Genomic DNA, 19781 nt, shown 5'->3' with positions numbered 1-19781 from the left:
TTCCCGGCGCGGCCCGCACCGGCGCGGGCCGCGCCGGTGCGCGCCCGCTACGGCTCCAGGCGCACCGCGAACGAGTACAGGCGGGTGATCTGGTCGCCGCTGCCGTTGTCGTCGGAGATCAGGTACAGCGGGCGCCAGCCCCGGTAGGGGCCGGTGGTCCACTCCTTGCCGAGGGCCATGCCCTCGGCGTTGTCCAGCAGGGGGTTGCGCGGGTTCGAGCCGGGCGTGGCGACCGCTCCGGGGCCGCCCGCCGGGCAGTCGGCGAGGTCGAAGACGGGGGTCTCCTCGGCGAAGACGTCCGCGGGCAGGTCGTAGAGGGAGTCCTCGTCGGTCACGTCGCGGGCCCCGTCCAGGGAGAGCTGGACGACCCGGACGGCCGTGCCGAGACCGGCCGTGTACTCCCGTTCCAGGGCGAGGAGTCCCCCCTTGTCGTCGAGGGCGACCAGCTCCACCAGGTGCATGCCGTCCCCGGCGAGATAGGCGTACTGCCGGTCCGGGGTGTAGGCGCCGCCGGGCTCGCCCGTGTAGCGCTGGATGCGGATGACGGCCCGGCCTCGCTGGTCGCCGTCCTTGGCCAGCGGCGCCTCCCAGCCCGCGTAGAGGTGTCTTCCGTTCGGCGAGAGGGCGAGGGACTCGATGCTGCGGCCGGCCTGCGCGCTGCCGTGGGGCCAGTACCGCAGCTCCTCGGGGACGGGGAAGTCCCGGCCGATCTGGGTGCCGCCGGCGATGTCGAAGCGGCGGATGGCCGGGCCGGTCTCGGAGCCGATCAGCGCCGTCCTGCCGCCCGGTTCGAGGACCAGCGCCTCGCCGTCGTACCACCGGAACTCGTCGCCGTTCGCGCGGCGCAGCGTGTGCGCGGTGTCGGCGACGGGGTCGAGGTCGAAGGGGGTTCCCAGGTCCAGCGGGAACAGCAGGCCGGGCGAGTTGTCGGCGAGCGCGAGCGCCTCGACGCCGTCCGGGCCCTGGGAGACCAGCGCGAGGGAGGAGAGGCCCTCGAGCGGCTCGTAGTCGACGTTCCTCTTGTTCAGGGCGTCCGAGTGGTCGAGGAGCACCGCCCGGGGCGCCGTGTCGTCGGCCGGCTGCCCGCCGCAGGCGCCGGTCGCGGGCGCGGGGCGGGCCCGCTCCCACCAGTCGGCGGCCAGGGGCGCGCCGAGACCGAGGGCGAGGCCCGCCGCTCCGGCCGTCAGCGACCACACGAGGGTGCGCAGGCGGCTGTGGCGCGGCGGGCCGGCGGCGGGCTCGGCGGGAGGGAACAGCGGCGGGAGGACGGCCACGTTGCGGACGAAGTCCAGCCCGCCGACCCCGTTGCGGTCCTCGTCCTGCGGCTCCTGCGGCATCTCGGGCCGCATGGCCGTGATGCGCGCCTTGACCGCCTGGAAGAGGGTGTGCAGCCCCAGCATCCCGGGCCCGTCCGGCAGCCCCTGCCGCATGACGTCCACGAGCGCCCCGGTGAAGACCGTGCAGCGCCTGGGGTCGGGGGCGTGCGAGGGCCGGTCGCGCGGGGCGGAGGTCATGACGTACGAGCCCTCGACCCCGCGCAGCGTCTCCACGGCCACCTGACCGCCCTGCCGGCCGCGGTCGGCCCCGGCCATCTCGGTGAGCACCTGGCCGCTGAAGCAGCAGTCGAGGATCAGTACGCGGCGCAGCGCGCTGCCGGTGTCGCGGATGGCCCGGCGGACGTCGCCGGCCCGCACGCAGGTGTCCGGCTGGCCCTCCGCCGAACCGGGCAGGGTGAGCAGCAGCTGCCGCTCGTGGCGGTCGAGGAGGCCGTGCCCCGCGTAGTAGACGATCAGCGTGTCCTCGGCGAGGAGCCCGGCCTGACGGATCGGACCGACCAGGTCGGCCGGGGCCGCCGGATTGGCGACCGTGACGATCCGGTCCTCGGGGATCCCCCAGATCTCCTCGTCCGTGAGCACGGCCCGCAGTTCGACGAGGTTGTGGCGGACGCTGCGCAGCGAATCGAGGAGCGTGTAGTCGTCCACTCCGATCAGCACGCAGGCGGAGCGGCGGGGGTCGATCCGGGCGGAGTGGTCGCCGGCCGGCGCGGCTCTCGCGGCGCCGCGGGGCGCGGTCACGGCCGGTCCCCGCCCGCGCCGCCGTCCCCTCCGGCGTCGCCCGCCTCACCGGCGTCTCCCGGGCCGGCGCCGTCGTCGGGGGCGTCGCCCGCGGGGGTGCCGCGAAGCCTGCGCAGCAGTGCCTCGGCCTCGGCGGGGTCCGCGCCGACGACGTGGACGGTGACGGGGGGCGTGCGGTGTCCGCGGCCGTGCCGCCAGGCGAGATACGACAGCGGGAGCTGGGCCAGCCCGGTCGCCGTGGAGATCACCGCCAGGACCGTCTCGAGGTCCGGCCCCATGCGCCCGGGGACGTCGGCGGCGATCCGCTCCAGGCGGACGTGGCCGCGCAGCGACCGGTCGTCCGTGAACCAGTCGAGCAGCGAACGGAGTTCTTGCCCGGCATCCGGTCCGGCCGCCTCGAACCTGACCTGTAACCGGCTGCCCATCGGTCCTGACCCGGGGGCCCGTGACTCACTCACGTCTTCAGGTTGGCACAACCACCCCACCGGTCAAGGGCGTTCGGGAAACTCCGCCGGCAACGACCCGGCGTGGGGTACGGCCGGACGGCGGGCCGCCGCCCCAGGCACGCGGCGCGGACCTGGAGCGGCGGCCCGGACACCCGGGGCGGCGTCACGCCAGCAGCGCCGGGATCGTTCCCTCGTGCGCCTCGCGCAGCTCGGCCAGGGTGAGCGTGAACTCGCCCTGGACCTCGACCGTGTCGCCGTCCACGACACCGATGCGGGTCGCGGGCAGGCCGCGCGCACCGCACATGTCGGTGAAGCGGAGCTCCTCCGAGCGCGGCACGGCGACGATCGCGCGGCCGGCCGACTCGGAGAACAGGAAGGTGAAGGCGTCCAGCCCGTCCGGTACGACCAGACGCGCGCCCTTCCCGCCGAGCAGCGCCGACTCGACCACGGCCTGGACCAGGCCGCCGTCGGACAGGTCGTGCGCGGAGTCGATCATGCCGTCGCGGGAGGCGGCGATCAGGATCTCGGCGAGCAGCCGCTCGCGCTCCAGGTCGACCTCGGGCGGCAGGCCGCCCAGGTGGTCGTGGATCACCTGCGACCAGGCCGAGCCGCCGAACTCCTCGCGGGTGTCGCCGAGGAGGTAGAGCAGCTGGCCCTCCTCCTGGAAGGCGACGGGCGTGCGGCGGGCCACGTCGTCGATCACGCCGAGGACGGCGACGACCGGCGTCGGGTGGATGGCGGCCTCGCCCGTCTGGTTGTAGAGCGAGACGTTGCCGCCGGTCACCGGGGTGCCGAGCTGCCGGCAGGCGTCCGCCAGGCCGCGCACGGCCTCGGCGAACTGCCACATGACGGCCGGGTCCTCGGGCGAGCCGAAGTTCAGGCAGTCGGAGACGGCGAGCGGCCTGGCGCCGGTGGTGGCGACGTTGCGGTAGGCCTCCGCCAGGGCCAGCTGCGCGCCCGTGTACGGGTCCAGCTTGGCGTACCGGCCGTTGCCGTCGGTGGCGATGGCGACGCCGAGACCGGTCTCCTCGTCGATGCGGATCATGCCGGAGTCCTCGGGCTGGGCGAGGACGGTGTTGCCCTGCACGAACCGGTCGTACTGGGAGGTGATCCAGGACTTGGAGGCCTGGTTGGGGGACGCGACCAGCTTCAGGACCTGGTCCTTCAGCTCCTCGGCCGTCCGCGGGCGCGGCAGCTTGTTCGCGTCGTCCGCCTGGAGGGCGTCCTGCCAGTCCGGGCGGGCGTACGGGCGCTCGTACTCCGGGCCCTCGTGGGCCACGGTCCGCGGGTCGACGTCGACGATCTTCTCGCCGTGCCAGAAGATCTCCAGGCGGTCGCCGTCGGTGACCTCGCCGATGACGGTGGCGATGACGTCCCACTTGTCGCAGATCTGAAGGAAGCGGTCGACCTTGTCCGGCTCGACCACCGCGCACATGCGCTCCTGCGACTCGCTCATGAGGATCTCCTCGGGCGAGAGCGTGGAGTCGCGCAGGGGGACGTCGTCCAGCGTCACGCGCATGCCGCCGGAGCCGTTGGAGGCCAGCTCGCTGGTGGCGCAGGACAGGCCGGCCGCGCCCAGGTCCTGGATGCCGACGACCAGCTTCTCGGCGAACGCCTCCAGGGTGCACTCGATGAGGAGCTTCTCCTGGAAGGGGTCGCCGACCTGGACGGCGGGGCGCTTGGACGGCTTGGCGTCGTCGAAGGTCTCCGAGGCCAGGATCGACGCGCCGCCGATGCCGTCGCCGCCGGTGCGGGCGCCGTACAGGATGACCTTGTTGCCCGCGCCGGACGCCTTGGCGAGGTGGATGTCCTCGTGCCGCATCACGCCGATGCAGCCGGCGTTGACCAGCGGGTTGCCCTGGTAGCAGGCGTCGAAGACGACCTCGCCGCCGATGTTGGGCAGGCCCAGGCAGTTGCCGTAGCCGCCGATGCCGGCGACGACGCCCGGCAGCACCCGCTTGGTGTCGGGGTGGTCGGCGGCGCCGAAGCGCAGCGGGTCGACGACGGCGACCGGGCGCGCGCCCATGGCGATGATGTCGCGGACGATGCCGCCGACGCCCGTGGCCGCGCCCTGGTAGGGCTCGACGTAGGAGGGGTGGTTGTGCGACTCGACCTTGAAGGTGACCGCGTAGCCCTGGCCGACGTCGACGACGCCGGCGTTCTCGCCGATGCCGACGAGCAGGGCGTCGCTCTCGGGGGCCTTCTCGCCGAACTGGCGCAGGTGGACCTTGGAGGACTTGTACGAGCAGTGCTCGGACCACATCACCGAGTACATGGCGAGTTCGGCGCCGGTGGGCCGGCGGCCGAGGATCTCGACGATCCGCTCGTACTCGTCCTTCTTCAGGCCGAGTTCGGCCCAGGGCAGCTCGACGTCGGGGGTCGCGGCCGCGTGCTCGACCGTGTCCAGGGGGGTCTTGCTCATGCGGTGACCAGCCTCTTGAGGATCGAGGTGAAGAACGGGAGGCCGTCGGTGCGGCCGGTGCCGATCAGCGGCTCCACGGCGTGCTCCGGGTGCGGCATCAGACCGACGACGTTGCCGGCCTCGTTGGTGATGCCGGCGATGTCGTTGAGCGAGCCGTTGGGGTTGAAGTCCAGGTAGCGGAACGCGACCCGGCCCTCGGCCTCCAGCTTGTCCAGCGTGTACCGGTCGGCCACGTAGCGGCCGTCCATGTTCTTCAGCGGGATGTGGATCTCCTGGCCGGCCGCGTAGTCGGCCGTCCAGGCGGTGTCCGCGTTCTCCACCCGCAGCTTCTGGTCGCGGCAGATGAAGTGCAGGTGGTCGTTGCCGAGCATGCCGCCGGGCAGCAGGTGTGCCTCGGTGAGGATCTGGAAGCCGTTGCAGATGCCGAGGACCGGCAGTCCGGCCTTCGCCTGCTCGATGATCGTGTCCATCACCGGGGAGAAGCGGGCGATGGCACCGGCGCGCAGATAGTCGCCGTAGGAGAAACCACCGCACAGGACCACCGCGTCGACCTGCTTCAGGTCCTTGTCCTTGTGCCACAGGGCGACGGGTTCGGCACCCGCGAGACGGATCGCGCGCTGCGTGTCCCGGTCGTCGAGACTGCCCGGGAAAGTGACGACGCCGATACGAGCGGTCACTTCGCGGCCTCCGCGACTTCCTCGACCCGGACGGTGAAGTCCTCGATCACGGTGTTGGCGAGGAAGGATTCCGCAAGATCGTGGATGCGGGCGAGCGCGGCCTCGTCGACCGGCCCGTCAACTTCGAGTTCGAATCGCTTTCCCTGACGTACGTCGGAGATCCCCTCGAAACCCAGCCGCGGCAGTGCGCGCTGCACCGCCTGGCCCTGGGGGTCGAGGATCTCCGGCTTGAGCATGACGTCGACTACGACGCGTGCCACTGGCACTCCCGGTGTGTGGTGCTGAGCAGGTCCCTTCAGACTACCCGCACAAAATTTCTACGCGGGTAGAGTTGTAGGAAACTACGTGAGCCCTGTCACGATCGGGTCTCGCCCGGGCCTCTTCGTGAAAAGTTCCGGGAAAGTTCCGGGAACCACCCGGGATCCCTATTGCGCCACGGACACGCGGGAGGATTTAGTCGAGCTTCCCGTGGCAATGCCAGGCACTGTACAAATGAATTGGCGCGAGCCGACGCTTTGCCCAAATAACAGACGGACAGTCGACATCTCCGCAGCGTCTTTGCACGTCATCGCCGACAAGATGTCGCATGAAGGGACCGGTATTCGTGGCGCAGAAGGTCGTGGTCACTCTCTTCGACGACATCGACGGCTCGGAAGCGGCGGAGACGATCGCCTTCGGACTCGACGGCAAGTCGTACGAGATCGATCTGAGCGAAGCCAACGCCGAGCAGCTGCGCAAGGCGCTCGCGCCGTACGTGGCGGCCGGCCGCAAGCGGTCGCGGTCGGGCCGGGCGTACCAGCAGACGGAGGTGGCCCCCGATCCGGCGGCCGTCCGGGCCTGGGCCCAGGCCAACCGGATGGAGGTGCCCGCGCGGGGCCGGATCCCCAAGAGGGTCTACGAGGCGTTCGCCGACGCCCGGTGAGCCGCGGCCGACGGCCGGCCACCCGCCCCTCGCGGCAACCGACTTGCGCAGCACCCCTGCTGATCAGCTAAAGTCTGGAGCACGCCGAGGGGCGAGGCCGAAAGGCCCGGCCCACGGAGTCACGCGGGTGTAGTTCAGTAGTAGAACATCCCCCTTCCAGGGGGAAGGCGCAGTGTGCGATTCCTGTCACCCGCTCTGCACCGCCGTACGGACCACTCCGGTGGATCAGGTAGGCTGGTGCTCGCACCGATCGGTGGAAGCCGGTCGGGAGCAATGCGGACGTAGCTCAGTTGGTAGAGCGCAACCTTGCCAAGGTTGAGGTCGCGAGTTCGAGCCTCGTCGTCCGCTCGGGAAAAAGACCCCGGTCCATCGGACCGGGGTCTTTTCGCATGTGCTCTTTCCCGTCCGTCTGACATTTGTCATGTCCGGTGATGACAGCGCGCACTGCCCGCCCGTCCCGTCCGCCGGGACGATCGGGTCATGGAAGCGAACGGACACGAACACGTGATTGAGGTCACCGACCTGCGGCGTGTGTACGGGGGCGGGTTCGAGGCGGTGCGCGGAGTGAGCTTCTCGGTGCGCCGCGGGGAGGTCTTCGCGCTGCTGGGCACCAACGGCGCGGGCAAGACGTCGACGGTCGAGCTGCTGGAGGGCCTGGCGCCGCCGGCCGGCGGGCGGGTGCGGGTCCTCGGGCACGACCCGTACGCGGAACGGGCCGCCGTGCGGCCCCGCACCGGGGTGATGCTGCAGGAGGGCGGCTTCCCCTCCGAACTGACCGTCGCGGAGACCGCGCGGATGTGGGCGGGCTGCGTCAGCGGGGCGCGCCCGCCGCAGGAGGCGCTGGCGCTGGTGGGGCTGGCGGGGCGGACCGGTGTGCGGGTCAAGCAGCTGTCCGGGGGAGAGCGGCGCCGCCTGGACCTGGCGCTCGCGCTGCTCGGCGACCCCGAGGTGCTGTTCCTCGACGAGCCGACGACCGGACTGGACGTCGAAGGACGCCGGGACACCTGGAAGCTGGTACGGGCGCTGCGCGACGGCGGCACGACCGTGCTGCTGACCACGCACTACCTGGAGGAGGCCGAGGCGCTGGCCGACCGGCTGGCGATCCTGCACGAGGGACGCGTCGCCGCCGCCGGCACCCCGGCCGAGGTCACCGCCGCCCAGCCGTCCCGGATCACCTTCGAGCTGCCCGAGGACCACTTCCTCGGTGACCTGCCGCCGCTCGGTGAACTGGGCGTGTGCGGACACGAGGTCGAGGGGCGGGTCGTGCGGCTGCGGACGCGGGAGCTGCAGCGGACCGCCACGCGGCTGCTGACCTGGGCCGAACGGGCCGGTGTGGAGCTGCGCCGGCTCGACGTGCGGTCGGCCTCGCTGGAGGAGGCGTTCCTCGGGATCGCCCGGGAGGCGTCCGCGGAGACGAAGACACGGGAGTACGCGGCATGAGCGCCACCACCACACCGGCGAGCCGGATGGCGGCGCTCGCGCGCGCCGAGCTGACCCTGCTGGGACGCAGCAGGGGCACGCTCGTCGCCGCCCTGTTCGTGCCGCTGGTGCTGCCGGTCAGCGTGCGCTCGGCGGCCGAGAAGATGGACCTCGACGAGGCCGGGCTCACCGTCGGCACGGTGGTCCTGCCCGCCGCGATCGGCTTCTCCCTGCTGTTCGCCGTCTACGGGGCGCTCGTCGGCGTCCTCGTCGCCCGCCGCGAGGAACTCGTCCTCAAGCGGCTGCGCACCGGGGAGCTGCGGGACGCCGAGATCCTCGCCGGGTCCGCGCTGCCGGCCGGCGCGACGGGGCTGGCGCAGTCGCTGCTGCTGGCGGCCGGCTGCGCGGCCCTGCTGGACATGCCCGCGCCTCCGGCGCCGCACCTGGCCGTCGTGGGACTGCTGTCGGGGCTGGTGATGTGCGCCTCGCTCGCGGCGCTCACCGCGACCTTCACCAGGACGACCGAGAGCGCCCAGGTCACGCCGATGCCGCTGATGCTCGTGTCGATGCTCGGCTCCGGGATGACCGTCCCCCTGGAACTGCTGCCCGACCGGCTGGCCTCCTTCTGCGAACTGCTGCCGCTGACGCCCGTGATCACCCTCGTGCGCGGCGGCTGGACCGGTGACCTGTCGGCGTACGAGGCGGTCGGTCCCGTGCTCACCGCGCTGGCCTGGACCGCTCTGGGCGTGTTTGCTGTACAGCGGTGGTTCCGGTGGGAACCGCGGCGCTGACCGTGCCGCGGCCGGACGCGGGGAGGGATGCGGTGCTGGGCCGGATACGGGGATGGCAGCGGCGCCAGTGGCACGAGCGCAGCAAGGCCGAGCGGGTGGAGCTGCAGTACCGGCTCGTGTGGCAGTGCTCGATCTGGTTCTTCTACGTCGGCTGGTGCGCGGCGCCCCTGCCGCCCGCCCTGCGGGACCGTCCGCTGGACTGGGCGCTCGGCGGGCTGCTGCTCGCCCTCGGCGCGGCCCAGGCCTTCTTCGGCAACCGGCTGCAGCGGCAGGCGGTCGACGCCTACCTGGGCCGGGGCGGGATGCCGCGGCGCGGGCTCGCCGAGTCGGCCGCGCTGCTGGGCGCGGTGCTGGCGGTGACGGTGGCGCTGCAGGTCGTGCACGGCATGGACGAGGGGGTCATCGGCTTCGTCACCCTCTACGCGCTGCTCCCCTTCGGCTGCGCGTACTGCCTGGTCGTGCCGGTGCGGCGGTTCCTCACCCGGTTCGGCGCGGCCGGCGCGGCGGTCGTGGCCGCGCACGCCGCGGCCACCGACATCACCGGGATCGGGCTGGCCGCCCTGGCGGGGCTGGTGCTGCTGACCACGGGCATGGCCCTGCTGATGTCGCGGTGCGGGGCCTGGACGCTGGCCGTGCTGTGGGAGGCCGAACGGGCCCGCGAGACCGAGGCCCGGCTCGCCGTCGCCGAGGAGCGGCTGCGGTTCGGGCGGGACCTGCACGACGTGATGGGGCGGAACCTGGCCGTGATCGCCCTCAAGAGCGAGCTGGCCGTGCAGCTCGCCCAGCGGGGGCGGCCCGAGGCCGTGACGCAGATGATCGAGGTGCAGCGGCTGGCGCAGGAGTCGCAGCGGGAGGTGCGCGAAGTGGTGCGCGGCTACCGGGAGATCGACCTCGGCGCCGAACTCGCCGGGGCGCAGGGCGTGTTGGCGGCCGCCGGCATCGACTGCACGGTCACCGGGTCCGCCGACGGGCTGCCGGCGCCGGTGCAGTCGGCGCTGGGCTGGGTCGTGCGGGAGGCGGCGACCAACGTGCTGCGGCACGGGGACGCGCGGCACTGCGCGGTACGGCTCCGGGTGTCGCAGCGGCGGGCGGTGCTGTCCGTGGAGAACGACGGGGCGCCGGAGGAGGCCGGCGGCACCGGGTCCGGGCTGGCCGGGCTGCGGGAGCGGCTGGCGGGCATCGGCGGGACGCTGCGCGCCGGACCGGCCGGGCGGGGGCTGTTCCGGCTGACCGCGGAGGTACCGCTGCCGGCGGGAGCACCCGGCCCCGGGCCCGCCGTCCGCCGTCCTGTGAGCGAGGTCGCCTCATGACGTCTCCCGTGCCGTCCGCACCGCCCGTCCGGCTCCTGCTCGCCGACGACGAGCACCTCATCCGGGGCGCGCTCGCCGCCCTGCTGTCCCTGGAGGACGACCTGACGGTCGTCGCCGAGGCCGCCACCGGGCCCGAGGCGCTGGCGATGGCGCGGGCGCACGCGCCCGACGTCGCCGTCCTGGACCTGCAGATGCCGGGTGCGGACGGTGTGCGGGTCGCCACATCCCTGCGCGCCGAACTGCCCGCCTGCAAGGTGCTGATCGTCACCAGTCACGGGCGGCCCGGGCACCTGAAGCGGGCGCTCGCGGCGGGTGTGCGGGGGTTCGTCCCGAAGACCGTCAGCGCGCAGCGGCTCGCCGAGATCATCCGGACCGTGTACGCCGGAAACCGTTACGTCGATCCGGAGTTGGCCGCCGACGCGATCTCCGCCGGGGACTCGCCGCTGACCGCGCGTGAGGCGGAGGTGCTGGAACTGGCCGCCGACGGGGCGCCCGTCGCGGAGATCGCCGAGCGGGCCGCGCTGTCACCGGGGACCGTACGGAACTATCTGTCGTCGGCCACCTCCAAGCTCGGCGTGGAGAACCGGCACGCGGCGGTGCGTCTCGCCCGCGAGCGAGGTTGGGTATAGTTGCTCTCGCGCCACGGCGCAACGCGGACGTAGCTCAGTTGGTAGAGCGCAACCTTGCCAAGGTTGAGGTCGCGAGTTCGAGCCTCGTCGTCCGCTCCACGTCAGGACACAGCGAAGGCCCCGGTCGACGACCGGGGCCTTCGTCGTGCCGCCGGTCAGCTCCAGGCGGTGCCGGTCAGCCGCTCGTACGCCTCCACGTACTTGGCGCGGGTCGCCTCCACCACCTGCTGCGGCAGCGGCGGCGGGGGCTGCTCGCCCCTGCGGTCCCAGCCGGACTCCGGCGAGGTCAGCCAGTCGCGGACGAACTGCTTGTCGTACGACGGCTGCGCCCGGCCCGGCTGCCACTGGTCGGCCGGCCAGAAGCGGGAGGAGTCCGGGGTGAGCACCTCGTCCGCGAGGACCAGCCGGTCGCCCTCGAAACCGAACTCGAACTTGGTGTCGGCGAGGATGATCCCCCGGTCGCGGGCGATGTCGCGGGCGCGGGAGTACGCGGCGAGGGTCGCCTGGCGCAGCCGGGCCGCGGTGTCCGCGCCGACCTGGCGGGCGACCTCCTCGTAGGAGACGTTCTCGTCGTGCTCGCCGACCGCGGCCTTGGTGGCCGGGGTGAAGATCGGGGCGGGGAGCTCCGAGCCGTCGACGAGGCCCTCGGGGAGGGCGAGGCCGCAGACGGTGCGGGACTCGTCGTACTCGGCCAGGCCCGAGCCGGTGAGGTAGCCGCGGGCCACGCACTCCACGGGGACCATCCGCAGGGACTTGCAGACCAGGGTGCGGCCCGCCCAGCCGGCGGGGGCGCCCTCGGGCAGCTCGGTGCTCAGCACGTGGTTCGGCACCAGGTCGGCGAGCTGGTCGAACCACCACAGGGAGAGCTGGGTGAGGATGCGGCCCTTGTCGGGGATCTCGGTCGGCAGCACCCAGTCGTAGGCGGAGATGCGGTCGCTGGCGACCATCACGAGGTCGCCCGCCTCGTTCTGGTACAGCTCGCGCACCTTCCCGGTGTGCAGGTGCACCAGGCCCGGAACCTGGATCGGCTCGGGCTTTTCGACGAATCCGGACACGGTTCCTCCCCGTGGTTCTGTCCAATGGTCCCGATTCTCCCGTACCGGGGGGTGACCGGAGACATCGGGTTCCCGCCCGGGGGCGGCGGACGGGGCGTGTTCCGGCGGGGGCCGGCCGTGGGGCGCGAGCGGGGCGGTCACGGGGGCGGCGGACCCGGCGTGTGGCGGCGGGGGGCGGCTACGGAGGGGGCCAGGGGTCAGTCGCTCTTGCAGATGCGGTCCAGGAGGTTGGCGGTGGCGCGCTGGATACGGGCGTCGACGTGTCCGGGGCGGTCCAGGGCCGGGGACCAGGCGAACGTCCCGGACGCGAAGACCCAGGCGCCGGACGGCGCGCGGTAGAGGGACGTCTCCTGGTGGCGCGGGGCGCCCTCGCCGTCGGTGTAGGGGGAGTGGGCGAGCAGGACGCGCTCCTCGTGGTCGGGGAGCGGGGTGCGCGGGAAGTAGCGGTCGGCCTCGCCCGCCACCAGTCCCTCGATCCCGTCGCCCTCGCCGGCGCCGGTCGCCTCCCAGACCCAGTGGCCGGCGTTGCGGACGATCAGCGGGTGCGGCTCGGGGACCTGGCCGGCGTACTGGATGCCGAGCAGTTCCTGTTCGGGGCGGTCGATCTCGCGCCAGAGGACGGGTTTGCCCGGGCCCCTGCGTTTGCGGCAGGTGAGCAGCCGGTCGGGGGCGCCGGACGGGGACGGGCCCAGTTCCACCTGCCAGTACAGGGTGTTGGCGGAGAGGAAGACCAGCGAGGTGCCCTGGTCGCGGGCGCGTTCGACGGTGCGGCGCATGGGCAGCGACCAGTACTCGTCGTGGCCGGGGAAGAGCAGGCCGCGGTACCGGGCGGGGTCGACGTACCCGGCGTGCAGATCGCGGGCGTCGGCGTAGGCGAGGTCGTAGCCGTAGCGCTCGGCCCAGCGGATGACGTCGTAGGCGTGGCCGATGTGCAGCGGGAGGCCGGCGCCGGCGTACGGGCGGTCGAAGGAGACCGTCGTCGCGGCGTCGGCCTCGCCCAGCAGCCGGCCGTCCTCGTCCCAGGCGTGGTAGAAGCTGGCGCCGGTGCGGCCGTCCTCCGGGTAGAGGTTGTACGCCTGCCAGGTGATGTCCGGCAGGACGAGCAGCAGGTCGGCCGGCTGGGCGTCGCGGACGGTGAAGGGGACGTGGGAGCGGTGGCCGTCGGCGGTGGTGAGGACGGCGACGTACGCGCCGACGCTCCAGTACGACGGGATCTGCAGCCGCCAGGACAGCCACCAGTGGTGGCAGGAGACCGTGCGGTCGGCCGTCAGCGGCCGGGGCTGGACGATGCCGGACAGCCGGGGGCTGGTGGTGATCTTGGCGGCCCCGTCGCCGCCGTAGTGGCCGATGCGGTAGACGTCGACGGCGAACTCCTGCGGCGGGTCGACGGTGACGTGGAAGTCGACGGCCTCGCCGGGCGCGACCGCGCCGGTGGAGGCGAAGCCCTTGATCTGCTGGTGGACGTCGTCGGCGGCGCGGGGGCCGCCGGTGGAGCGGCGCTCGTCCGCGTACCAGGGGACCACCAGGCCGGTGTCGTCGAAGTACGTCTCGCCGCCGCGCAGCCAGGGGACGGGGCCCTGCCCGAAGGGATCCGTCACGGCGTGCGCGCGTGCTCCCGACTCCCAGCGGCGGATCTGCTCCGGCCCCATGGGTGATTCCCCTCCCTTGTGCCCCGTGGTCGGCTGTGGCGTGTGCGTGGCGGTCCGCGGTGACCTCGGACCCTTCACGGGCTCGCTCGCGGGTGGACGGCGACTGTGGCGACTGTCCTGTGCCGCCTGTCTTTGCCATGAGCGCGATCGGTCTCAGCACATCACATAACGCACGCCGGTTTTCACCGTTCGTCGCAAATCGACAGGAAGTGGAACGGAAAGCTCCGATTTACGGGGGCGCCGGGGGCCTCAGACCAGCCGTACCGGCTTCTCCGGGCGTATGCCGAGCTCGGCCAGCCAGGCGCGCAGGGGAGCCGGGTCGCCCGACTCGACGAGGGCGAGGACTCCGGGAGCCAGGTCGGCCGCCCGTTCCCCATTGATCATCAGGGACGGGCCGTCGAGCCAGTCGAGGCCCGGGGTCGCGCCGGCGGTGTCCATCGCGGCGCAGCACACCATCGCCGTGATGTGGTCGGTCAGGAGTTCGCGGGCGGTGCGCGGCGGCTGGAGCGGGAAGAGGGGGAGCGCCCGGTCGTCCCGGAGGGGCGGGTCGGGGACGGTGCGGCCGGCGGGGGGCGCCTCGGCCGGCACGGTCCGGGCGGCGGCCTCCTCCCGGGCCAGCTCGGCGCTGAGTCCCGCGGCCAGGGCGGCGCTGCGGGGGGTGGTGCCGGAGAGGTCCTCCTCCTCGGCCCGCATGGCGGGGGGAGGGGGCGGGGCGGGGGCGGCGGTGACGGGGGCGGCGGGCCGGGAGGATTCGGTGGGCGCGAAGGGACGGGGCGGCCCGGTTCGGGCCCTCCGGCTCGCGCGGTCCGTCCGGCTCCTGGTGGCGGGCGGATCCGTGAGGTGGTCGAGGACGCGGGTCAGGGTGGGGCCGTCGGCGTGCGGGCCGGCGCTTCCGGGGGCGCGGCGGACGCCCAGGGTGTCCAGGACGCGGTGGAGGCGGGCCGCGTCGGTGCGCCACTTGCGGTCGACGACCTCCTCCGGGTATTCGTCCCACTCCACCGGGGACCAGTCCGGGCCGGGCTCGGCGGGGCCGCCGTGGAAGAGCCGGGCGGCGAGGAAGGAGACCGCCTCGTCGATCGTGCCGGGCTCTTCCAGCAGGTCGCAGGCGGGACGCTCGCCGAGGCGGGAGGTGAAGCCCTCGGCCAGGCGGTCCCGGCGGGACAGCTCCGTGAGCGCCGCGACCACGCCCGCGTCCAGCCGGGCGGGCCAGCGGCCCATCCGCCAGGCGGGCAGCGCCACGCGGGTGAGCAGCCGGTCCCAGCCCGCGTACGCCAGGCCCACCTGTTCCTGGGCGACGATGCGCAGGCCGTAGTCCACGGCCTGCGCGCGTTCGGCGGCGGCGGCCGCGACCCCGCGCTCCATCTCGGTGGCGTGGCTCTCGCAGCTGCGCAGCAGGAGCCGGGACACCCAGCCGACGCCCGCGCGCATCGCCCGGGACACGGGGCTGCGGCCGCGGTCCGAGGTCACCGCCACCGCGGCGTCCAGGCCGCGGACGAAGCGGCGGGCGGCGGCTATGTCCGGGTGCGCCGACGGTTCCGTACCGGCGACGACCGGGGCGAGGACCGCGCGCAGCTCGCCGACGCGCATCCACCACAGGAACGGGGAGCCTATGACGAGGACGGGCGCGGTGGCGGACCGGCGGCGGGGGAATCCGCCGGCGCCTCCCGTCCGGTCGTGCTCCTCCGGCGGGGGCGGGCCGTGGGCCGGGTGGGTGCGGTCCTCCAGCCAGCTGTCGCAGTCCGGGGTGAGCGCTATCGCCGACGGGGCGGGTACGTCGAGCCGGTCGGCCAGGTCGCGCACCATCCGGTACAGGTCGGGCGCCGAGGCCTCCGGGACCGGGACCGTGGGGCTCATGGCGGGGCGGGCGCGGGCGACGGTCAGGGCGATGCCGCCGGCGGCGAGCAGCACGAGGAGCGCGAGGACGGTCACGGTCCAGCGGGCGGCCTCCCAGCCCGGGCCGACGAGGTGGCCGGTGGAAGCGCCGGCGAGCAGGATCACGGCGGCGGCCGCGGGCAGCAGCGCGACGGCCAGCGCCCGGCTGCGCATGCGCAGCACGGCCACCGCTCGGGAGCGCGCGGCCTGCGCGCCCGCCTCCACACCCGTACCGGTCACAACCGGGTCTCGCCCCCTTCCAGCCGTCCTGGCGTCTTCCTGGTGTTGCCCACTCCCCCACTGTGACACCCGCCACCGACATCGCAATGCCGGTGGGCCAAGTGCCGGACCGCTTGCGCCGCACCCTAGTTGGGGCCTCCACCCTCGTCAGCCGTATAGGTCATCGGTCACTCGATGGAATGGCCTTGGGGAGAGGTGGGTGACGTACCGCGAGGGTCAGGCCCCGGTTCCGGCCTCCGCGGCTCCGGCTCCGGGTGAAGGACTCCGGCTCCGGGCGAAGGACTCCGGCTCCGAGCGAAAGGCCCCGGATCCTGGGCTTGCGATCCGGGGCCTGCGGGGTTCATCGGCTTCGGCGGGCGGTGCGGCGCCCGCCGTGGGGCGTCCGGCGACGGCCGGGAACGGGCTATGCCTGCGCCGCCGCCTTCGCCGCGATGTCCGTACGGTGCTGGGAGCCGTCGAGGCGGATGCGGGAGACGGCGCGGTAGGCGCGGTCGCGGGCCTCGGCGAGGTCCTTGCCCGTGGCCGTGACGGACAGGACGCGGCCGCCGGCGCTGACGATCGCGTCGCCCTCGCGCCGGGTGCCGGCGTGCAGCACGTAGGCGTGCGGGGCGTCCTGGGCCGCCACCTCGTCGAGGCCGGTGACCGGGTCGCCGGTGCGCGGGGTGCCGGGGTAGTTGTGCGAGGCGACGACCACCGTGACGGCCGCGTCCTCGCTCCAGCGCAGGGGTTCCAGGTCGGCGAGGTTGCCGGTGGCGGCGGCCATCAGGACGCCGGCGAGCGGCGTCTTCAGGCGGGCGAGGACGACCTGGGTCTCGGGGTCGCCGAAGCGGGCGTTGAACTCGATCACGCGGACGCCGCGGGAGGTGATCGCCAGACCGGCGTAGAGCAGGCCGGAGAAGGGCGTGCCGCGGCGGCGCATCTCGTCGACGGTCGGCTGCAGAACCGTCTCCACGACCTCGTCGACCAGCTTCGGGTCGGCCCACGGCAGCGGCGAGTACGCGCCCATGCCGCCGGTGTTCGGTCCCTCGTCGCCGTCGAGGGCGCGCTTGAAGTCCTGGGCGGGCCGCAGCGGGAGGACGGTCTCGCCGTCGGTGATCGCGAAGAGGGAGACCTCGGGGCCGTCGAGGTACTCCTCGACGACGACCCGCCCCCGCTGCCCGGACGGCGCGGAAGGCACCCCGATGCAGGCGCCGGCGTGCGCCCTCGCCGTCTCGATGTCGCTCGTGACGACGACGCCCTTGCCGGCGGCGAGCCCGTCGTCCTTGACGACGTACGGGGCGCCGAAGGCGTCCAGGGCCGCGTCGACCTCCTCGGGCGTCGTGCAGACGTAGGAGCGCGCCGTCGGGACTCCGGCCGCCGCCATGACGTCCTTGGCGAAGGCCTTGGAACCCTCGATGCGGGCGGCCTCCCCGGAGGGGCCGAAGACCGCGATGCCCGCCTCGCGCACGGCGTCGGCGACCCCGGCCACGAGGGGGGCCTCCGGGCCGACCACGACCAGGTCGACGCCGAGTTCCCGGGCCAGGCCGGAGACGGCCCGGCCGTCCAGGGCGTCGACCCGGTGCAACTCGGCGACCTCGGCGATGCCGGCGTTGCCGGGGGCGCAGTGCAGCGCGGTGACGTCGGGGTCGAGGGACAGGGAGCGGCACAGGGCGTGTTCGCGGGCGCCGCTGCCGATGACGAGGACCTTCACGGGGTCAGCCTAACGGGAGCCGGTTCGTGCGGGTCGCCGAGGGAGCCGGGAGGGGGTGTTCGTACGTTCCTCCAAAGGGGGCGGGCGCCGGGCGGCGCCCGTGGCCCGCCGCCGTCTCACTGGACTCGCCGACCGGTGCCCGGCCCGGCCGGCACCCGGTGGGCCTACTCGTTCACGAACTCCTCCACCACGGTCGCCCCCAGTTCCCGCACGATCAGTTCCTGACCGGAGAGGGCGGACTCGTCGAGGTCGGGGTCGTCGTCCTCGGGGATGTCGTCCTCGGGGGAGACCGGGGGCGGCTCCGGGGCGGAGGGCCGGGGAGCGGAAGCCGGAGCGGCCGCCGCCGCGGCGGGCGGGGCTGCGGCCACCGGCGCCGCCGGACGGGGCGCCGCCGGACGCGGTGCGGGCGCCCCGGCGCCGGGGCCGCCGTGTCCGCCGGTCCCGCCGCCGTAGCCGCCACCGCCGTAGCCGCCGCCGGCGGTGCCGCCCGCGAAGCCGGCGGGCGGCGGGGGCGCCGAGCCGCCGGACGGGTCGACGATCGCCTCGATCTTCCACTGGACGTTGAACTGCTCGGCCAGGGCCTGCCGCAGCACGTCCTCGCTGCCGCTGCTCAGGAAGTTGTCGCGGGCGCCGCCGTTGACGAACCCGAGCTGGAGGGTCGTGCCGTCGAAGCCGGCGACCTGGGCGTTCTGGCTGAGCAGGATCCAGGTGAAGCGACGGCGGTTCTTGACCGCGTCCAGGATGTCCGGCCAGAGCGAGCGGGGGTCGAGGCCGCCGGGGGCTGCGGGGGCCGCCGCCGGGGGCGGGGTCCGCTGCGGGGCGGGCGCGCCCGGCGCGGACGGGGACTGCGGGGCGGGCGCGCCGGGCGCCGGCGCGGGACGTCCGCCGCCCGCGGGTGCCGCCGTGGGCCAGCCCCCGGGCCGTCGGCCGCTGCCGGCGGCCGCCGGGGTGGGCCAGGCGCCGGGGGCGGCGGGAGCCGGGGCGGAAGCGGCCGGGTCCTGCGGCCGCTGGGGCGCGCCGGCGGGACCGCCGCCGAGGGAACCGGCTGCCGGACCGCCGCCGGGGACGGGTCCGGAGCCGCCGGGACCGGCGCCCGCGGCCGGCGCGCCGGCGCCCTGCCCGGCCGGAACCGCGCCGCCGCCGGCCGCGCCCGTGGACCCGGCGGGCGCGTTCACCCCGGCCGGACCGCCGCTCCCGTGCGCCGCACCGCCGGTTCCGGGCGCGCCGGCGCCCCGCACCGCCGCTCGTGCCGCGGCGGGCCCGCCGCCCGGCGGAACCGGCAGCGCCGCGGTTCCCCCGTGGGCCTCCGGCCCGGGCGCGTACCCCGTCGCGGGCGTGCCCGCTCCCGCGGAGAAGCTCACGCCCCGCTCGATGCGGTCCAGGCGGGCCATGACGGACCGCTCGTCGCCGTAGGCGGCGGGCAGCAGGACGCGCGCGCAGATCAGTTCGAGCTGGAGGCGGGGCGAGGTGGCGCCCCGCATCTCGGTCAGCCCGTCGTTGACCAGGTCGGCGGCGCGGCTGAGTTCGGCGGCGCCGAAGGAACGCGCCTGGGCCTGCATCCGCTCCACGACGTCCGCCGGCGCGTCGATGAGCCCCTTCTCCGCGGCGTCCGGCACGGCGGCCAGGATGACCAGGTCACGCAGCCGCTCCAGCAGGTCGGCGACGAAGCGGCGCGGGTCGTTGCCGCCCTCGATGACGCGGTCCACGACCTCGAAGGCCGCGGCGCCGTCACCGGAGGCGAATGCCTCGACGACGGAGTCGAGCAGCGATCCGTCCGTGTATCCGAGCAGGGCGGTCGCCATGGCGTACGTCACGCCCTCGTCGCCGGCGCCCGCCAGCAACTGGTCCATGACGGACATGGAGTCGCGCACGGACCCGCCGCCGGCCCGCACGACGAGCGGCAGCACCCCGTCCTCGACGGGGATGTCCTCCTTCCGGCACACCTCGGCGAGGTACTCCCGGAGGGTTCCGGGCGGGACGAGCCGGAACGGATAGTGGTGGGTCCTGGACCGGATCGTCCCGATGACCTTCTCGGGCTCGGTCGTGGCGAAGATGAACTTGAGGTGCTCGGGCGGCTCCTCGACCACCTTCAGCAGCGCGTTGAAGCCGGCCGACGTGACCATGTGGGCCTCGTCGATGATGTAGATCTTGTACCGGCTGTGGGCGGGCCCGAAGAACGCCTTCTCCCGCAGGTCACGAGCGTCGTCCACGCCACCGTGCGAAGCGGCGTCGATCTCGATGACGTCGATCGAGCCGGGCCCGTTCCTGGCCAGGTCGCGGCAGGACTGGCACTCGCCGCACGGCGTCGGCGTCGGTCCCTTCTCGCAGTTCAGGCAGCGGGCCAGGATCCGCGCGCTGGTCGTCTTGCCGCACCCGCGCGGACCGCTGAACAGGTATGCGTGATTGACCCGGTTGTTCCGCAGCGCCTGCTGCAGCGGGTCGGTGACATGCTCCTGCCCGATGACCTCGGCGAACGACTCCGGGCGATAGCGGCGGTACAGCGCGAGAGACGACACGCCTACGAGGTTATAGGCGCCCACCGACAAAGGACCTCGCCCGCGAGCCCGCCCGGATCCCCCGGCGG

General features: G+C 74.1%; 15 protein-coding genes and 3 tRNA genes. 8 read left to right on the top strand and 10 right to left on the bottom strand.

Going from position 1 to position 19781, the window contains the following annotated elements:
• Positions 1-47: 47 nt before the first annotated feature.
• From ACIBAI_RS24045 to purS, 5 genes are all read right to left on the bottom strand, one after another.
• Positions 48-2075, bottom strand: coding sequence for an esterase-like activity of phytase family protein (locus tag ACIBAI_RS24045; protein ID WP_399037258.1), 2028 nt, complete (start codon positions 2073-2075; stop codon positions 48-50).
• Complete coding sequence (locus tag ACIBAI_RS24040) at positions 2072-2500, bottom strand: hypothetical protein (RefSeq protein WP_399037256.1); 429 nt, start codon at positions 2498-2500, stop codon at positions 2072-2074. The genes ACIBAI_RS24045 and ACIBAI_RS24040 overlap by 4 nt, the downstream gene beginning before the upstream one ends.
• A 184-nt stretch (positions 2501-2684) precedes the next feature.
• Positions 2685-4943, bottom strand: coding sequence for a phosphoribosylformylglycinamidine synthase subunit PurL (purL, locus tag ACIBAI_RS24035; protein ID WP_399037255.1), 2259 nt, complete (start codon positions 4941-4943; stop codon positions 2685-2687).
• A complete protein-coding gene (purQ, locus tag ACIBAI_RS24030) occupies positions 4940-5620 on the bottom strand; it encodes a phosphoribosylformylglycinamidine synthase subunit PurQ (RefSeq protein WP_344607722.1) in 681 nt (226 codons plus the stop codon). The genes purL and purQ overlap by 4 nt, the downstream gene beginning before the upstream one ends.
• On the bottom strand, positions 5617-5880 hold the full coding sequence (purS, locus tag ACIBAI_RS24025) for a phosphoribosylformylglycinamidine synthase subunit PurS (protein WP_006133353.1): 264 nt from the start codon (positions 5878-5880) through the stop codon (positions 5617-5619). The genes purQ and purS overlap by 4 nt, the downstream gene beginning before the upstream one ends.
• A gap of 344 nt (positions 5881-6224) precedes the next feature.
• Here purS and ACIBAI_RS24020 point away from each other — a divergent pair, with 344 nt between their 5' ends.
• The 8 genes from ACIBAI_RS24020 to ACIBAI_RS23985 all read left to right on the top strand — a co-directional run bounded on the left by ACIBAI_RS24020 (position 6225) and on the right by ACIBAI_RS23985 (position 10790).
• Positions 6225-6542, top strand: a complete 318-nt coding sequence (locus tag ACIBAI_RS24020; protein ID WP_399037318.1) for an Lsr2 family protein — start codon at positions 6225-6227, stop codon at positions 6540-6542.
• A gap of 123 nt (positions 6543-6665) precedes the next feature.
• A tRNA-Gly gene (locus tag ACIBAI_RS24015) sits at positions 6666-6737 on the top strand.
• A gap of 80 nt (positions 6738-6817) precedes the next feature.
• A tRNA-Gly gene (locus ACIBAI_RS24010) sits at positions 6818-6890 on the top strand.
• A gap of 132 nt (positions 6891-7022) precedes the next feature.
• On the top strand, positions 7023-7982 hold the full coding sequence (locus ACIBAI_RS24005; RefSeq protein ID WP_399037252.1) for an ABC transporter ATP-binding protein: 960 nt from the start codon (positions 7023-7025) through the stop codon (positions 7980-7982).
• Positions 7979-8752 (top strand): ABC transporter permease, encoded by a 774-nt coding sequence (locus ACIBAI_RS24000; protein ID WP_399037250.1) that lies wholly within the window; start codon positions 7979-7981, stop codon positions 8750-8752. Before ACIBAI_RS24005 ends, ACIBAI_RS24000 begins: the two co-directional genes overlap by 4 nt.
• 32 nt (positions 8753-8784) lie before the next feature.
• The gene (locus ACIBAI_RS23995; RefSeq protein WP_399037248.1) at positions 8785-10062 is read left to right on the top strand and encodes a sensor histidine kinase; all 1278 of its coding nucleotides are present in this window, start codon (positions 8785-8787) and stop codon (positions 10060-10062) included.
• Positions 10059-10691 (top strand): response regulator, encoded by a 633-nt coding sequence (locus ACIBAI_RS23990; protein ID WP_399037246.1) that lies wholly within the window; start codon positions 10059-10061, stop codon positions 10689-10691. Before ACIBAI_RS23995 ends, ACIBAI_RS23990 begins: the two co-directional genes overlap by 4 nt.
• Before the next feature lie 23 nt (positions 10692-10714).
• Positions 10715-10790 (top strand) — tRNA-Gly (locus ACIBAI_RS23985).
• Between the two features lie 56 nt (positions 10791-10846).
• Here the strand turns inward: ACIBAI_RS23985 and ACIBAI_RS23980 are convergent.
• From ACIBAI_RS23980 to ACIBAI_RS23960, 5 genes are all read right to left on the bottom strand, one after another.
• Positions 10847-11746, bottom strand: coding sequence for a phosphoribosylaminoimidazolesuccinocarboxamide synthase (locus ACIBAI_RS23980; protein WP_399037245.1), 900 nt, complete (start codon positions 11744-11746; stop codon positions 10847-10849).
• A 197-nt stretch (positions 11747-11943) separates the two neighbouring features.
• The gene (locus ACIBAI_RS23975) at positions 11944-13395 is read right to left on the bottom strand and encodes a N,N-dimethylformamidase beta subunit family domain-containing protein (protein ID WP_399037244.1); all 1452 of its coding nucleotides are present in this window, start codon (positions 13393-13395) and stop codon (positions 11944-11946) included.
• A gap of 249 nt (positions 13396-13644) precedes the next feature.
• A complete protein-coding gene (locus tag ACIBAI_RS23970; protein WP_399037243.1) occupies positions 13645-15507 on the bottom strand; it encodes a hypothetical protein in 1863 nt (620 codons plus the stop codon).
• A 403-nt stretch (positions 15508-15910) separates the two neighbouring features.
• Positions 15911-17197: a phosphoribosylamine--glycine ligase gene (gene purD, locus ACIBAI_RS23965; protein WP_399037241.1), complete on the bottom strand. Its 1287-nt coding sequence runs from the start codon at positions 17195-17197 to the stop codon at positions 15911-15913.
• A gap of 164 nt (positions 17198-17361) precedes the next feature.
• Positions 17362-19713: a DNA polymerase III subunit gamma and tau gene (locus tag ACIBAI_RS23960; protein WP_399037240.1), complete on the bottom strand. Its 2352-nt coding sequence runs from the start codon at positions 19711-19713 to the stop codon at positions 17362-17364.
• Positions 19714-19781 lie beyond the last annotated feature (68 nt).

It is taken from the genome of Streptomyces sp. NPDC051041, from assembly GCF_044456065.1.
In the GTDB taxonomy this organism is placed as follows: domain Bacteria; phylum Actinomycetota; class Actinomycetes; order Streptomycetales; family Streptomycetaceae; genus Streptomyces; species Streptomyces glaucus.
Note: the sequence above shows the minus strand (reverse complement) of the source record. Positions and strands in the feature narration are given on the sequence as shown.